Below are 14,748 nucleotides of genomic sequence, written 5' to 3'. Positions count from 1 at the left end.
GGGGGGGGCCGCCAGCCGGTCGGCCGCACCCGCCCAGGGCGGGGCCGGGACCGGGTCGTCGAAGAGCTGGTGGCGGGTGGCGTCGGTGACCACCAGGGGCACCACCGGCAGCAGGTCGGCGGCCAGGTCCGGCGCCACCGGGGACGGCGCCCCGCAGGCCGCGGCGATGTCCCAGGCGTGCACCGCCGCCTCCAGCGCCCCGACACCGGCCAGCGCCGCGGCTCCCAGGGCGCGGTCGGCCACCGCGGCCTCGCCCCCGGGGGCGGGCAGGCGCAGCAGGCGGCAGGCCCGGATGCGCACCTCGGAGATGGCGTCGTGGCCCGCGGCGGTGGTCGAGAAGAGCGCCACCCGCCCCTCGCCGAGACCTTCGCCCAGGGTGTCCAGCGAATCGGCGGTGTGCAGCAGGAGCATCTCCAGGTTCCACGACGCGCAGGGCGTGGGGCGGCCGAAGAGTTCGGGCCGGGCGTGCTGGGCGGCCCGCAGCACGGCGCCCACGGCCCGTTCGAGCAGCGCGTAGGCGTGGTCGGGGACGAACCCGCCGGTCCCTTCGGCGGCGGCGCGGCCGCCTGGGCCTCTCCGGCCCCCGGCCCCGCCGTGCCCGCCCGTTCCGACGGTGTCCCCGCCGACCCTGTGCACCATGGCAGCACCCCTCACGGTCCGGTTTCGCGCGCCCACAGGGATAGGACTCCGCGGGCACGCGAAACTCGCCGGTGGCGGGGGAGTTTTCTCCGCCACCGGCGAAGGCGCCGGGGGCGTCCCGGTGCGCGGCCGGTCAGCCCCCGGCGACCGAGGGCAGGATGCGCACCTCCGTGCCGTCGGGGACCGGGGTCTGGAGGCCGGACACCGCCCGGCACTCGTCGTCGCCGACGAAGACGTTGACGTAGCGGCGCAGCGCCCCCTGCTCGTCGCGGACCCGGCGGTCGAGCCGGGGGTGGCGTTCGGCCAGCGCGTCCAGGACCCCGCGCAGGTCCGGGGCGGAGGGCAGGTCGACGCGCTTGGCGCCGCCCGCGTCGGACTGCAGCACCTGGGGCAGGATCACCGTCACGGCCACGGCCCTACACCTCCGCCGCGCGCACGCACAGCACGTCCGGCAGGTGCTCGGCGACCGGGTGCCAGCGCCCGTCGGAGTCGGTCGTCACGTACACGTCGCCCGCGCGGGTGCCGAAGTAGAACCCCGGGTCGTCGGCGCCGTCGGTGCAGGCGCCGTCGCGCAGCACGATCCCGAAGTAGGGGTCGGTCGGCAGCCCGGCGTCGTAGGCGCCCCAGGAGGCGCCCGCGTCCTCGGTGCGGAAGGGCCGCAGCCGGTGGTCCGGCGGAAGGTGGCAGGCCTCGCTGATGACCGGGAAGTTCAGCGCCGTGCCGGGCCGGTGCGGGTGGGCCACCATGGCGAAGCCGAAGTCCGAGGGCAGCCCGTCGGCGATCGGCGCCCACCCGGCGGCCGGGTCCTCGCTGCGGAACACCCCGTGGTGGTTCTGCAGGTAGAACGCGCCGTCCGGGCCGACGGAGACCTTGTGCACGCACTGCCCGTACTCGGGCACCTCGTCCGGCATGAAGGTGGTGGTCACGCCCTTGTTGGCGGGCTCCCAGGAGGCCCCGGCGTCGCGGGTCTGGTAGACGCCGCCGGTGGACATGGCCACCGTCATGGCGCGCGGGTCCGACCCCTGGGCGGTGACCTTGCCGGGGATGATCGTGTGGACGGCGCCGCCCCCGGCGCCGGGGAACCAGTCCTTGCGGTGCGGGTGGTCCCACAGCGCGCGCACCAGCTCGAAGTGCTCGCCGCCGTCGGTGGAGCGGAACAGCGAGTGCGGCTCGGCGCCCGCGTAGACGGTGCCGGGCTCGTCGGTGAAGGCGAACTGCCAGGCCCGGGTGAAGGACTCCTCGGCGTCCTCGGGCAGGGCGATGGGGCGCTCCTCCGGCTCGTTCCAGGTGGCGCCGAGGTCGTCGCTGTACCAGACGCTGGGCCCGAAGTGGGAGCTCTCCGCACCGGCGAGGAGGCGCCGGCTGTGGGGGTCGATGCCGACCGCGTAGACCCCCATCATGTCGGTCCAGGACTCCTTGTCGAGTTTGAGCGGGCCGCTGACCTCCCAGGCGCGCCGGTCGTCGCTGGTGGCCTTGAACAGCCCCTTCCGGGTGCCGATGAGCAGCAGATACGTCATGTCGATCCCCCTACGGTGAGTCGTAGGCCACACCTTCGCACGGGGGGACGACAATCGAGACCCGCGTCACGCTCAAGACGGGGTAAACTCCACCGCCCCCAGGGCGCGGGCGAGCGGCCCCGCCCCTTCGACGGCGGCCTCGCCGCGCGCCACGGCCTCGGCCGGGGCCAGTGCGCCCCGGACGATGCGCACGCACGCCTCCTCGTTCAGCGCCAGCACCGCGTCGGGCCGCTCGGCGGGCCCGTCGCCGTAGCCGCCCTCCCCGCCCTCGGCCCCCGCCGACCACACGTGGAACACTCCGGTCTCCAGGCGTACCTCCACCGTTCCGGACGCCTCCGGGCAGGCCCGCTCCACCACGCCGAGCAGCGGCGGCGCCAGCCAGTGCGCCCGGAACGCGTCGGTGGGGCGCCGCCTCTCCAACTCGGGGGCGCCCCACTCGGCGAGGGCGCGCAGCACCGGCAGCAGCGCCCGGCCGCGCCCGGTCAGCTCGTAGAGGGCGGCGCCGCCGCGCGGAGTGAGCGGACGGCGCACGACCAGGCCGTCGCGCTCCATGTCGCGCAGGCGCGAGGCGAGCACGTCGGTGCTGACCCCGGGGAGGTCGGCGTGCAGGTCGGTGTAGCGGCGCGGCCCCGCCTGGAGCTCGCGCGCCACGAGGAGGGTCCAGCGCTCGCCGACGGCGTCGAGGGCGCGGGAGACGGCGCAGTACTGGTCGTAGCTTCGGCGCGGCATGCGTCTCAGTGTAGACAATGAGTTGGACTTTCCAAGTGCTCACTTGGTAGAACCAAGTGGAACCACGGGGAGGACACCATGGAGTACAAGCAGTCGGGCAAGCTCAGCAACGTCTCCTACGAGATCCGCGGGCCGGTCATCGAGCAGGCCAACGCCCTGGAGGAGGCCGGGCACAGCGTGCTGCGCCTCAACACGGGCAACCCGGCCCTGTTCGGGTTCGAGGCGCCCGAGGCCCTCGTCCAGGACATCGTCCGGAACCTGTCGAACGCGCACGGCTACAGCGACGCGCGAGGCATCCTCCCCGCCCGCCGGGCCGTGGTCCAGCACTACACCGCGCGCGGCTTCCCCGAGCTGGACGTCAACGACGTCTACCTGGGCAACGGCATCTCCGAGCTGATCCAGATGGCCGTCCAGGCGCTGCTCGACGACGGCGACGAGGTCCTCATCCCCTCCCCCGACTTCCCCCTGTGGACCGCCGTCACCGCCCTGGCCGGGGGCACCCCGGTGCACTACACCTGCGACGAGTCCGCCGACTGGCTGCCCGACCCGGACGACATGGAGTCCAAGATCACCGACCGCACCCGCGCGGTCGTGCTGATCAACCCGAACAACCCCACCGGCGCGGTCTACCCCCGCGAGGTCGTCGAGCGCATCTGCGACCTGGCCCGCCGCCACAACCTCATCGTCTTCAGCGACGAGATCTACGACCGGATCCTCTACGACGGCGCCGAACACCACAGCCCCGCCCCGCTCGCCCCCGACGTGCTCTGCCTGACCTTCAGCGGCCTGTCCAAGGCCTACCGGGTGGCCGGGTTCCGGTCCGGGTGGCTCGCGGTGACCGGCCCCAAGAAGCACGCCCGCGACTACCTGGAGGGCCTGACCACACTGGCCGGGATGCGGCTGTGCCCCAACGTCCCGGCGCAGTACGCGGTGCAGGCCGCCCTCGGCGGGCGGCAGAGCATCGAGGACCTGGTGCTGCCCGGCGGCCGCCTGTGCGAGAGCCGCGACCGGGCCTGGGAGCGGCTGAACGAGATCCCCGGCGTGTCCTGCGTGAAGCCCAAGGGCGCACTGTACGCCTTCCCCCGCCTGGACCCGAAGGTGCACCCGGTCGCCGACGACGAGCGGTTCGTCCTGGACCTGCTGCTCCAGGAGAAGATCCACGTGGTCCAGGGCACCGGCTTCAACTGGGCGCGCCCCGACCACTTCCGCATCCTGACCCTGCCCCACCCCGACGACATCGACGCCGCCATCGGCCGCATCGGCAGGTTCCTGTCGGGCTACCGGCAGTAGGGCCCCCCGGGGGGCGCCGGAGTGCGCGCCCCGGTCATACCAAGGAACGACACGGAGCGCGCCGATCCATGCCGCCGACCGACGCGGCGGGCCGCCCCCGGGCCCTAGCGTCGAAGACATGCACGTCAACGACGCGTCCACGTCCGGCGGCGCCGCGGGGGGCGCCGCCGTGGTGGCCCACCCCGCCTGGATCCGCCTGGCCCTGCCCGTCCTCGGGATCGGAGCCGGGCTGCTCGTCAAGGGGGCGGCCCAGTGGATCATCTCGCTGCCCTGGGCGCCCTTCCAAGGCCCCCTGGAACTTCTGGAGTCGATCCCCCAGCCCTGGGCGACCGTCGGCGCCGGGGTGCTCGGCGCGGTCGGCGGCCTCGTCCTGGCCTTCATGGTCGACCACGACGCGCTGACCGTGGCGGTGCGCACCGACGGGGTGGAACTCACCCGCCGCGGGCGGACCCACGAGCACGCGCGGGGCAGCGTGGAGGGCGCCTTCATCGACGGCAGGGGGATGACCGGCAAGCGGCTCGTGCTCCTCGGCGGCGACGGGCGGGTCCTGGAGCGCATGCCCTGCGACCTCAAGGAGGAGCGGGTCGCCGAGGCCTTCCGGGTGAACGGCTGGCCGTGGCTGGAGGCCGACCCCCACGCCGGGGAGTTCCGGCGCTGGGTCGACGGGCTCCCGGAGCTGCCGCCCGCCGCCAACGCGCTGCTTCGGGCCCGCAGAGAGGCCCTGAAGGACGACGCCGAGGGCGACGACGCCGAGGAGCTCCGGCGCGAGCTGGCCGAGCTCGGGGTGGTCGTGCGCGAGGACAAGGACCGGCAGTACTTCCGCATGGTCCCGGCCCAGGGCGCGGACGGGGCCTGACACGGGCGCGGGGAGGCCCACCCCTGGTGGGGGCCTCCCCGCCGCGCGTCCGCCGGCCGGAGCCGGCGCGCTACCCCAGCCGGTCGGTCAGCTTGTTGTACTCCTCCCACAGCTCCGGCGGGAGCTGGTCGCCGAAGGTCTTGAAGAACTCGGGGACCAGCCCGGCCTCCTGGCGCCAGGTCGCGCGGTCCACCGTGAGCAGGTACTCCAGGTCCTCGGCCGACAGGTCCAGGCCCTCGGTGTCGATGGACTCGGGGGTGGGCAGGTGGCCGATCGGGGTGGCCTGCGCGTCGGCCGTGCCCTCCAGGCGCTCCACGATCCACTTGATGACGCGCGCGTTCTCGCCGAACCCGGGCCACACGATGCGCCCGTCGGCGTCCTTGCGGAACCAGTTGACGTAGAAGATCCGCGGCAGCTTCTCGGCGTCGGTGGCGCGCCCGATCTCCAGCCAGTGGGCGAAGTAGTCGCCCATGTTGTAGCCGCAGAACGGCAGCATCGCGAAGGGGTCGCGGCGCAGCTCGCCCACGGTGCCCTCGGCCGCGGCGGTCTTCTCCGAGGACACGTTGGCGCCCATGAACACGCCGTGCTGCCAGTCGAAGGCCTCGTTGACCAGCGGGACGGCGGTGGCGCGGCGGCCGCCGAACAGGATCGCCGAGATCGGCACGCCCGCCGGGTCCTCCCACTCGGGGGCGATGGTGGGGGCCTGCCCGGCCGGGGTGGTGAAGCGCGCGTTGGGGTGGGCGGCGGGCTCGCCGGACTCCGGCGTCCAGGGGCGGCCCTTCCAGTCGGTGAGGTCCGCGGGCGCCTCGTCGGTCAGGCCCTCCCACCACACGTCGCCGTCGCCGGTCAGGGCGACGTTGGTGAAGATGCTGTTGCCCCACAGGGTGCGCACCGCATTGGCGTTGGTGGACTCGCCGGTGCCCGGGGCGACACCGAAGAACCCGGCCTCGGGGTTGATGGCGCGCAGGCGGCCCTCGTCGTCGAAGCGCATCCAGGCGATGTCGTCGCCGACCGTCTCGACCTTCCAGCCGGGGATCGTCGGCTCCAGCATGGCCAGGTTGGTCTTGCCGCAGGCGCTCGGGAAGGCCGCGGCGATGTACTTGGGGTCGCCGCTGGGCGGGGTGACCTTCAGGATGAGCATGTGCTCGGCCATCCAGCCCTCGTCGCGCGCCATGACCGACGCGATGCGCAGGGCGTAGCACTTCTTGCCGAGCAGGGCGTTGCCGCCGTAGCCCGACCCGTAGGACCAGATCTCCCGGGTCTCGGGGAAGTGCGAGATGTACTTGGTGGGGTTGCAGGGCCAGGCGACGTCCTCCTGGCCGGGCTCCAGCGGGGCGCCCACCGAGTGGACGGCCTTGACGAAGGAGCCGCGCTCCTCGATCAGGCGCAGGGCGGCGTCGCCCATGCGCGCCATGATGCGCATGGAGACCACGACGTAGGGCGAGTCGGTGATCTCCACACCGAGCTGGGAGATGTCGCCGCCCAGCGGGCCCATGCAGAACGGGACGACGTACATGGTGCGCCCGCGCATGCAGCCGTCGAACACGTCGGCGAAGGTCGCGCGCATCTCGTCGGGCGCGATCCAGTTGTTGGTCGGACCGGCGTCCTGCTCGCGCTCGGAGCAGATGAAGGTCCGGTCCTCCACGCGCGCGACGTCGCCGGGGTCGGAGCGGCAGTAGAAGCTGTTGGGGCGCAGTTCCGGGTTGAGCCTGACGAACGTGCCCTTCTCGACGAGTAGACCAGTCAGGCGCTCCCATTCGGCGTCCGACCCGTCGCACCACACGACCGCGTCGGGCTTGGTCAGCTCGGCGATCTCGTCGACCCACGTGACCAGCTCTTTATGGGTCGTGGGCGCGTCATGGCTGGTGGGGTCGGCGGACTCGACGCCCGGGGCGGGAACGGTCTCAGACACAGCGGCTCCTTCTCGTCGTCTGGTCCGCATCATCGACGACGAGTGCCGTAACCGGCCAGTTGGTCTGGACAACAGGTTTAGACCGGTGGTCTATTTCTCGCCGTCGCCCCACGATAGAGCGCTGCGGACCGGGTGTCGCCCACCCGGCCCGCAGCGCGTGTCGCGATGGCGCCTCAGCAGGCGCGACCGGTGTTAATGCAGGTCACGGCCGTTTCCATGAGGCCCTCGGGCATCACGTTGATGAAATCGGAGTGATCCGTCACAGCCGCGTGTCCCTCTTCGGGGAAACCGTCGACGGCGAACGTGGGCCCCTCGGGCACCTCGTAGACCAGGGTCTGCCGCAGCTGGGGGACGGGGCGCGTGCCGTCGGGGCAGGCGCCCGTCTCCGGGTCCGGGAAGACGATGTGCGAGCGGTTGTCCTCGCTCACCGTGTTCCGCCCGTCCCAGCAACTGGGAAAGTCCATGACCCTCGTCACATCGCTGCCGTCGGGGCACAGGGGGTACCGGTCGGTGGAGATCCGGTCCTCGAACCCGGTGCAGGTCCACTGGGCGTTGGCGTTCTCGCCGCCGCTGGTGGCGGCGCGCGCGTTGCCGGTGATGGCCTGCAGGAAGCGCGGCATGGCGACCACCTCGTCGACCGCGTTGCCGCGGAACTCGATGGTCGCGCTCTTCGGGGTGAGGATCCGGCCGACGTTGCCGTCCAGGCCGCCGCCGGGCGCGCCGGCGTCGGCGCCCTCCTGCGTGATGTCGCGCAGCACCGGCCAGTAGTGCATGGACCGGTCGCCGTCGGCGCAGCTGGTGTCGCCCTCGGCCAGGATCGCGTTGTTGGCATCGACGTCGTCGGTGAACCGGTTGATGTCCTGGTTGCCGACGTAGTCGTGGGTGTGCTGGGCGCCGTTGGGCACGCCGGGGGCGACGATCACGTTCTCGGAGTTGAACAGGCCGTTCTCATTGCGGCCGCAGTCGGCGCGGTAGACGCCGTCGGCGCCGCCCGCGTCGCCGGGCTGCGGGCCGGGCGGCGCCGGGGGGACCTCGCGGATGTCGACGAAGTCGTCGGGGCCGGGGCCCGACCCGGGCGGGCCGTCGCCGCCTCCGTCGCCGTAGGCCTCCTGCCGGGCGCCGCCGCCGACCGGGACGGCGTTCGGGGGCGCGGCCGCCGCCGCGACGAGCGCGGCCGCCGCGAGGGTGCCCGCCGCGGCGAGCGCCGCGAGGAGCACGGGCGTCCGGTGCCGGGGGCGCCCGCGCCGGTCCCGGGGCGCGCGCCGCTCGCGTGAATGCTCTCGGGGAAAGGGTCTGCCGGGGTTGCGGGGGTTCGTCATCGTCGGGCCTTCCGTCATGTGTGGGGTGGACGGGCGGGCGCCGCGGCGGCGCCCGTGGCGCGCCGGGGTCAGCCCCGGCGGCGTTCGGGAGGCGGCGGCTCGGGGAGCCGCTCGAAGTCCACCAGGCCGGTGCTCTCCAGCAGCGTGATGTGCTTGAGCACCATGAACACGGCGTGCTGGACGAAGGAGCGGACGAGGGTGTTGCGGGTGCCGGCCCGCACTTCGGCCAGCACCTGGATCACCTCGCCGTGGGCGAACCGCAGGCGGTTCACCGCGGTGCGGTCGTAGGCGTCGCCGGAGAGCCCGGCGAGCTCGTCCATCCAGCCCTGCTGCTGTGCGTTGGGCATGGTGGGAAGTTCCACCTCCAGCTCGTGGGCCACCTCCCGGACCTGCTCGTCCATCCGGGTGTGGTCGTCGGCGAGGATGCCGCCGACCTCGCGGACGCGGTCGCTGCGGGCGCGCTCCTCGGCCTGCTGCCCGGTGGGGATCTCCCACAGGTTGGCCTGGCGGACCTTGGCGAGGGCGTCGCGGTCGGCCGGGCCGAGGGGGCCGTAGTCGGTCATCTCCCACTCGCGCCAGAACAGGCCGGTGGCGGACATGGACCCGTTGGGGACCACCATGAACACCGTGATCGCGGTGATCACCAGGAACGCGGCCACCCCGGCGAACTCGATCGCGCCGAGGGAGGACAGGGGCCGCATGCCCAGGCGGCGGCGCCCGCGCCCGGGGGCCGGGTCAGTAGTCGTATCCGCCGTCGTCGCCATATCCGGATCCGCCTCCGTCGCCGCCGTCCTCGGAGCCCTCCTCGGCCTTTGCGGCCTCCGCGGCCTTGCCGCCGTCGGGCGCCACGGCGTACCAGAGGCCGCCCGCACCCTCGCCGTTCACGTCTCCGGGCTCCACGTCGCCCGCGTACCGGTACAGCGGGCGCCCGTCGAGGGTGACCTGGGGCTCGCCGTCCTCGCGGTCGATGCTGCCGACCAGGTCCGCGTCGATGCCCTCGGGATCACCGCCCCCGGCGGCCGCCGGGGGCCACTGCCGCGCGCAGTCGCCGGTGCAGGAGGAGGCGGCGGCCTCGGCGCCGTCCGGGGTGTACATGTAGAGCGTGTAGCCGTCGGCGTCGGTGACCACCTCGCCGACGCCGGCGGCCTCGCGCACCGCAAGCGCTCCGTCGGGGGCGTCCGGGGAAGTCCCGGCCTCCTCCTCGGCGGGCGCCGCGTCGTACTCGGGCGTCTCGCCCGGGCCTCCGCATCCGGCGGCGAGCACCGCCGCCGCTGCGCCGGCCAGGACCAGTGCGGTCGTTCCGGGTGCCTTCACGGTCCCTCCATCGGGTCCACGGTCATCGACCGCAACAGTTTCCCACCTGTTTCACGGTCGTTATCGCCTAGAGATACGCACGACAGCCGCCACCGGTTCACCGCGCAAGCGATTTTCTCGAATCCGCCCACATGCGCACCGCGCATGCTATGTTCTGTCACCCACCCGTGCCAGGTGGAGGCGGATAATGCCCGAGCGAACCGTCGTGCAGACACTCAAACAGTCTCTGACCTCGATCGATATCACCTTCAAGGCGCGGCGGCGGCCATTGGCCGCCCACGCGTTCCTCCTAATCGGACTAGTTATATCGAACACCGTCCTCGCCGTTGCGGCGCCGCGCCAATTGGATTTCCTGCGCGCGTTCCAGGATTTCCTCTGGGCGATGTCGGGCGTGCTCGCGCTGCTCGGACTGACCGCCGCGACCGTCTGCGGACTGCTCGCCACCGACCGGATCGTGCTGGACGTGCGGCACCGTGTGCTGCTGCAGGCGGTGCACCGCTCGGTGGCGGTGGCCGCGGTGGGGTTCCTCTTCGCGCACGTGGCCCTGCAGGTGGCGTTCGGCAGGGTGGCCGCCCACCAGGCGGTGCTGCCGTTCGGGGCGGACGCGGCGGTCGCCTTCGGCGCGTTCTCCACCGACCTGCTGCTGGTCATCGTCGTGACCGGGCTGCTGCGGCGCCGCTTCACCGGCGGCGGACGCCCCCGGCTGTGGCGGGCCGTGCACGTGGGCGCCTACCTGTGCTGGCCGCTGGCGATCGTGCACGGGCTCACCGCCGGGCGCGAGCCCTCCGGGTGGGTGGTGGCGGGGTACGCGCTGTGCCTGGCGGCCGTGGGGCTGGCCCTGGCGGCCCGGCTGCTGGTCGCCGCCGGGCCCGAACGGGGCCGCGCCGACGCCGAGCGGCGGGTGACCGTGGTCCGCTCCGGCGGCCCGGAGGACGGCCCGAACGGGCCTGTCGCACCCCCGGGAGACCGCGGCGGGCCGCAGGGACGCCCGGCCGCCCCCCGGGACGGCGACGGCCTCGCCGAGGACCTGGAGTTCTGGGCGGCCATCCGGGAGGGGCGGCGGTGAGCGCGGCGGCGGACGCCCCGACGGCCGTGCGCGCCCTGGGTCCGGCGCGGCTGACCGCCGGGCTGGACGGCGGGGCCCGCCTCGACCTGGACGGCCACCGCGCCCTGCACCCGGCGCCGCCCCGGCTGCGCCCCGACGACCTGGTGGCCCTGGCGGGCCTGGGCGAGCTGCGCGGCCGGGGCGGGGCGCACTTCCCGTTCGCCCGCAAGCTCGCCGCCGTGCTGCGCGCGTGCGGACGGCGCGGGTGCCCGGCCCGCGTGGTCGTCAACGCCGCCGAGGGCGAGCCGGGCAGCCGCAAGGACCGGACACTGCTGGAGCGCGCCCCGCACCTGGTGCTGGACGGCGCCGAGCTGGCCGCCTCCGCCCTGGACGCCCACGAGGTGGTGGTGGGCACCACGGGCGGAGGCGGGGCCGAGCGGTCCCTGCTGGACGCGATCGCCGAACGCGGGCCCGGCCCGGCGGTGCGGGTGGTGCGCCTGCCCGAGCGGTTCCTGTCCGGGGAGGGCGGGGCCCTGGTGCGCGGTGTCAACGGGAGCACGCCCGTCCCGCCGGGGGTGAAGCGGCGCGCCAGCGACGCGGGCGTGGACGGGCTGCCGACGCTGCTGTCCAACGCCGAGACCTACGCCCAGCTCGCGGTGCTCGCGGCCCTGGGGGCGGACCGGTTCGGGGTCGTCGGCGCCCCCGGCGAACCGGGGACGCTGCTCCTCACCGTGGGCGGGGCCGCCCGCGTCCCCGCCGTCGTGGAGGCGCCGCTGGGAACGCCCTTGGACGAGGTGCTGGAGGCGTGCGGGGCCGAGCCGGGAAGGGGCGTGCTCGTGGGCGGGTACCACGGGGCGTGGCTGGCGCCCAGGGACATCGCGGGGGCCGTGCTCTCGCGCGCGGGCATGGAGGAGCGGGGCGCGGCGCTCGGGGCCGGGATCGTGCTGCCGATCGGCCCGGACGCCTGCCCGCTGGAGGAGACCGCCCGCGTCCTGCACTACCTGGCCGAGGAGAACGCCCGCCAGTGCGGGCCGTGCGTGCGCGGGCTGCCGCGGCTGGCCCGCGCCTTCGGCGACCTGGCCGGGGGCGAGGGGACGCCCGAGGCGGTCGCCGAGGCCGCGGGCATCGGGGCGGGCCGGGGGGCGTGCGCCCACCCGGACGGCGCGGCGCGGCTGGCGGCGTCGGCGCTGGAGGCCTTCCGCGACGACATCGCCGTGCACGCCGTGACCGGGTCGTGCCGCCCCCGCGTGCGGAAGGTGCTGCCGCTCCCCGGGGACGCCGCCGCGCAGTCGCGGCTGACGGTGGACTGGTCGAGGTGCGATGCACACGGGCTGTGCGCGCACCTGGCCCCGGGGCTGATCCGGCTGGACCGGCACGGGTACCCGGAGGCGCCGGAGGTCACCGTCCCCGAACGCTTCGCGGAGGAGGCGGGCAAGGCCGTGGACATGTGCCCGGCGCTGGCCCTGCGGCTGTCGCCCGAGACACCGCCGCGGTAGGGGTGAGCGGCGGGGGTGCGGAATCGCGCAGCCCTACAGTGGCGGCATGGAGATGAGCCTGGATCACGTCAGTGTCATCGTCGAGGAGTACGATCCTGCGATCGAGTTCTTCACCAAGGCTCTGGGGTTCGAGCTGGTCGAGGACTCCCCCGCCTTGACGTCGGCCGACGGTCGGCCGAAGCGATGGGTCGTCGTACGTCCTCCCGGCGGGGGCACGGGGCTTCTCCTCGCGCGCGCCGACGGGGAACGCCAGACCGCGGCCGTCGGCGACCAGTGGGCAGGACGCGTGGGGCTCTTCCTGCGCGTAGACGACTTCGACAGTGCCTACGCGCGAATGGTCGACGCCGGGGTCCGCTTCGTAGGCGAGCCGCGAAGCGAGCCCTACGGGCGGGTGGCGGTGTTCCTGGACATCGCGGGCAACCGCTGGGACCTGCTGGGCTGAACACGTCCAGGGCCCAGACGCCGAGCACGACGACGGTGACGGTGGGGCGGCGGCCCAGCCACCTCGCATTCCGCCGACCCGGCGCCCGGCAAGCAGGGTTGGGCAACCGCCGCGGCTCACGAATCAGGCACGCGCCTACGAAGCACCGATGCCCCCGTTGCCCCCGTCGGCCCGGCCGTTCCCCCGGCCACCGGTTGCCTCCCCCGACCCGTCGGCAGGGGCAACCGAGTCGGAGGACGGTTCCTCGGGGCCGACCGCCTCGCGCAGGGCGCGCAGGCCGTAGTGGAGCCGGGACTTCACCGTGCCCGGCGGGACCCCCATCTCCTCGGCGGCCTCGCCCACCGACAGGTCCCTCAGGTAGACGAGCACCAGCGCCTCACGGTGGTGCTCGGCGAGGACCGGCAGCACCTGGGCGAGCACCAGGGCCGACAGGGTCGGCTCGGAGGCGTCCGGCACCGACGGGTCCTCGCCCCGCTCGGCCTCGACCTCCGCCGGGCGGGTGCCGCGCTGGCGGCGGTCGTCGATGACGATGCGGCGGGACACGGTCATCATCCACGCCCACAGCTCACCGCGCTCCCTGCTCAGGCCGTCGGCGCGGCGCCAGGCGCGCAGCGCGGCCTCCTGGAAGACGTCCTCGGCCCATTGCTCGTCGCCGCCGGTCAGCAGGCGCACGTTTCGCAGCAGGGGGGCGCGGAACTCCCGGTAGAGCAGTGCGACGAGCTCGTCGCCGCGCCCGCCGACCGCCGGTCCGTCCGCGCCCGCCCCGCCCCCGGGTCCGGCGGATCCGCGCACAGGGACATGGTCACCGATGAACCATGATCAGGTACACCGATCGGGCGAATCGGCACCAGCGGCACGGTGACACCGTCCGGGCCTAAACACCCGAATGGGCGTCGCCGCGGATCCGCAGCCGCGCCGGGAGCGGCGCGTCGGGCGCCGGGCGCCCCACCCGCCCCGACAGCACCGGGTGTGCGGCCCCGGTGCACTCCGGGACGGTCGACGGGATGCCGTGCCAGGTCAGGAATCCCAGGAGCGCGAAGAGGTAGGCCTCCTTGGCGTCGGGGTCCACGCCCAACGCCTCCGAACCCCGGACCGGGACGGGCACCAGCGCCGCTCGCAGGGTCTGCATCAGGCCGTGGTTGTGCACGCCGCCCCCGGAGGCCACCACCTCGCCCACGCCGTGGGCCTTGCAGGCGTCGGCGATGGTCACGGCGGTCAGGTCGGTCAGCGTGGCGAACACGTCGTCCCAGGAGGCGTCCACCCCCGCGAGCGCGCGCTCCAGGTAGGCGGTGTTGAACAGCTCCTTGCCGGTGGTCTTGGGGGCGGGCCGGGCGAAGTAGGGCTCCGCGAGGAGGCGCTCCATCAGCTCGGGCACCACGCGGCCGCGGAGGGCGCGCTCCCCTCCGGCGTCCATCCGCCCGGTGCCGGGCGCCAGCTCGGCGGCGGCGTCGAGGAGGGCGTTGCCCGGGCCGGTGTCGAAGGCGGTCGGCGGGGCGTCCGGGGAGACGACGGTCAGGTTGGCGATGCCGCCGATGTTCAGGGCGGCGGCGGGGGCACCCAGGCCGGAGAGCCAGAGGACGTCGAAGACCGAGGCCAGCGGCGCGCCCTGGCCTCCCGCCGCGATGTCGGCGGCGCGCACGTCGGAGACGACGGGCAGGCCGGTGGCCTCGGTGATCCAGGCGGGCTGGCCGAGCTGGAGCGAGCCCTGGACGGCGCCGTCCTCGACCCAGTGGTAGAGCGTCTGGCCGTGCGAGACGGCGAGGTCGGCGGTGCCGCCGGGGCACAGTTCGGCCATGGCGGTGCGGGCGGCGTCCGCGAAGGCGCGCCCGATGCCGGTGTCGATCCGGCAGACCTGTTCGAGGGTGGTCGTGGCGGGCGGAAGGGCGGCCAGCACCTCGTCCCGGACGGCGGGCGGGTAGGGGGCGGTGAGGTGGCCGAGCGGATCGAGGCGGACCTCGTCGCCCTCCAGCCGAAGGTCGGCCACGGCGGCATCGATGCCGTCCACCGAGGTCCCTGATGAGAGTCCGATGACGATCACGGACACCACCTCCGGGGACCGTCATTCCCCGCTTCCCGGAACCGACGCTCCGGAACCGCGTGTAGGCGGGAGGCGGGGCCACGGACCGCTCGGGGGAGGGCACAGGCCACTCGCGGGGACGAACCACCACCCGGGGCCAACCACCACCCGG

Annotated in this window: 15 protein-coding genes; 5 read left to right on the top strand and 10 right to left on the bottom strand. The window is 74.3% G+C overall.

What is annotated here, in order from left to right:
* From D476_RS34700 to D476_RS0126515, 4 genes are all read right to left on the bottom strand, one after another.
* Positions 1 to 639: DinB family protein (locus D476_RS34700; protein ID WP_017626929.1), on the bottom strand; the 639-nt coding region annotated here is incomplete at its 3' end.
* A gap of 133 nt (positions 640 to 772) precedes the next feature.
* The gene (locus D476_RS0126525; RefSeq protein ID WP_017626928.1) at positions 773 to 1,051 is read right to left on the bottom strand and encodes a MoaD/ThiS family protein; all 279 of its coding nucleotides are present in this window, start codon (positions 1,049 to 1,051) and stop codon (positions 773 to 775) included.
* Between the two features lie 4 nt (positions 1,052 to 1,055).
* Positions 1,056 to 2,156 carry a WD40/YVTN/BNR-like repeat-containing protein gene (locus D476_RS0126520; RefSeq protein WP_017626927.1) on the bottom strand — a complete coding sequence of 367 codons (1,101 nt, stop codon included), beginning with the start codon at positions 2,154 to 2,156 and terminating at the stop codon, positions 1,056 to 1,058.
* A 72-nt stretch (positions 2,157 to 2,228) separates the two neighbouring features.
* Positions 2,229 to 2,885 carry a winged helix-turn-helix transcriptional regulator gene (locus D476_RS0126515; protein ID WP_017626926.1) on the bottom strand — a complete coding sequence of 219 codons (657 nt, stop codon included), beginning with the start codon at positions 2,883 to 2,885 and terminating at the stop codon, positions 2,229 to 2,231.
* Between the two features lie 78 nt (positions 2,886 to 2,963).
* On the opposite strand from D476_RS0126515, the gene D476_RS0126510 reads away from it, so the two are divergent.
* Both D476_RS0126510 and D476_RS0126505 read left to right on the top strand, forming a co-directional pair.
* Positions 2,964 to 4,175: a pyridoxal phosphate-dependent aminotransferase gene (locus tag D476_RS0126510; RefSeq protein WP_017626925.1), complete on the top strand. Its 1,212-nt coding sequence runs from the start codon at positions 2,964 to 2,966 to the stop codon at positions 4,173 to 4,175.
* A 118-nt stretch (positions 4,176 to 4,293) separates the two neighbouring features.
* Entirely contained in the window at positions 4,294 to 5,031 is a 738-nt protein-coding gene (locus tag D476_RS0126505; RefSeq protein WP_017626924.1) for a YqeB family protein, read from the top strand.
* Between the two features lie 70 nt (positions 5,032 to 5,101).
* Here D476_RS0126505 and D476_RS0126500 read toward each other — a convergent pair whose 3' ends face one another.
* From D476_RS0126500 to D476_RS34695, 4 genes are all read right to left on the bottom strand, one after another.
* Positions 5,102 to 6,943, bottom strand: coding sequence for a phosphoenolpyruvate carboxykinase (GTP) (locus tag D476_RS0126500; protein WP_017626923.1), 1,842 nt, complete (start codon positions 6,941 to 6,943; stop codon positions 5,102 to 5,104).
* Between the two features lie 173 nt (positions 6,944 to 7,116).
* The gene (locus tag D476_RS0126495; RefSeq protein ID WP_026123878.1) at positions 7,117 to 8,160 is read right to left on the bottom strand and encodes a DUF1996 domain-containing protein; all 1,044 of its coding nucleotides are present in this window, start codon (positions 8,158 to 8,160) and stop codon (positions 7,117 to 7,119) included.
* A gap of 170 nt (positions 8,161 to 8,330) precedes the next feature.
* Positions 8,331 to 9,026 (bottom strand): DUF4142 domain-containing protein, encoded by a 696-nt coding sequence (locus D476_RS0126490; RefSeq protein ID WP_026123877.1) that lies wholly within the window; start codon positions 9,024 to 9,026, stop codon positions 8,331 to 8,333.
* Entirely contained in the window at positions 8,998 to 9,576 is a 579-nt protein-coding gene (locus D476_RS34695; RefSeq protein ID WP_017626921.1) for a COG4315 family predicted lipoprotein, read from the bottom strand. Before D476_RS34695 ends, D476_RS0126490 begins: the two co-directional genes overlap by 29 nt.
* 187 nt (positions 9,577 to 9,763) lie before the next feature.
* On the opposite strand from D476_RS34695, the gene D476_RS34690 reads away from it, so the two are divergent.
* Genes D476_RS34690 through D476_RS0126470 form a run of 3 tightly spaced genes read left to right on the top strand, consistent with a single transcriptional unit; the run spans position 9,764 to position 12,559 of the window.
* Positions 9,764 to 10,642, top strand: coding sequence for a ferric reductase-like transmembrane domain-containing protein (locus tag D476_RS34690; protein ID WP_152529447.1), 879 nt, complete (start codon positions 9,764 to 9,766; stop codon positions 10,640 to 10,642).
* Positions 10,639 to 12,117 carry an NADH-quinone oxidoreductase subunit NuoF family protein gene (locus tag D476_RS0126475; protein WP_017626920.1) on the top strand — a complete coding sequence of 493 codons (1,479 nt, stop codon included), beginning with the start codon at positions 10,639 to 10,641 and terminating at the stop codon, positions 12,115 to 12,117. The genes D476_RS34690 and D476_RS0126475 overlap by 4 nt, the downstream gene beginning before the upstream one ends.
* Before the next feature lie 46 nt (positions 12,118 to 12,163).
* Complete coding sequence (locus tag D476_RS0126470) at positions 12,164 to 12,559, top strand: VOC family protein (RefSeq protein WP_017626919.1); 396 nt, start codon at positions 12,164 to 12,166, stop codon at positions 12,557 to 12,559.
* 135 nt (positions 12,560 to 12,694) lie between these two features.
* Here D476_RS0126470 and D476_RS0126465 read toward each other — a convergent pair whose 3' ends face one another.
* Positions 12,695 to 13,351: a sigma-70 family RNA polymerase sigma factor gene (locus tag D476_RS0126465; RefSeq protein ID WP_017626918.1), complete on the bottom strand. Its 657-nt coding sequence runs from the start codon at positions 13,349 to 13,351 to the stop codon at positions 12,695 to 12,697.
* Positions 13,352 to 13,433: 82 nt separating this feature from the next.
* A complete protein-coding gene (locus D476_RS0126460; protein ID WP_017626917.1) occupies positions 13,434 to 14,606 on the bottom strand; it encodes an anhydro-N-acetylmuramic acid kinase in 1,173 nt (390 codons plus the stop codon).
* Positions 14,607 to 14,748: the final 142 nt, after the last annotated feature.

It is taken from the genome of Nocardiopsis chromatogenes YIM 90109, from assembly GCF_000341185.1.
GTDB lineage: Bacteria > Actinomycetota > Actinomycetes > Streptosporangiales > Streptosporangiaceae > Nocardiopsis_A > Nocardiopsis_A chromatogenes.
This window is presented reverse-complemented; position numbering and strand designations above follow the sequence as displayed.

What these genes read in the sequence shown, in the direction of transcription:
- D476_RS0126520 (WP_017626927.1), bottom strand. Translation starts at nt 2,156, where the DNA reads ATGACGTATCTGCTGCTCATCGGCACCCGGAAGGGGCTGTTCAAGGCC.
- D476_RS0126515 (WP_017626926.1), bottom strand. Translation starts at nt 2,885, where the DNA reads ATGCCGCGCCGAAGCTACGACCAGTACTGCGCCGTCTCCCGCGCCCTC.
- D476_RS0126510 (WP_017626925.1), top strand. Translation starts at nt 2,964, where the DNA reads ATGGAGTACAAGCAGTCGGGCAAGCTCAGCAACGTCTCCTACGAGATC.
- D476_RS0126505 (WP_017626924.1), top strand. Translation starts at nt 4,294, where the DNA reads ATGCACGTCAACGACGCGTCCACGTCCGGCGGCGCCGCGGGGGGCGCC.
- D476_RS0126490 (WP_026123877.1), bottom strand. Translation starts at nt 9,026, where the DNA reads ATGGCGACGACGGCGGATACGACTACTGACCCGGCCCCCGGGCGCGGG.
- D476_RS34690 (WP_152529447.1), top strand. Translation starts at nt 9,764, where the DNA reads ATGCCCGAGCGAACCGTCGTGCAGACACTCAAACAGTCTCTGACCTCG.
- D476_RS0126470 (WP_017626919.1), top strand. Translation starts at nt 12,164, where the DNA reads ATGGAGATGAGCCTGGATCACGTCAGTGTCATCGTCGAGGAGTACGAT.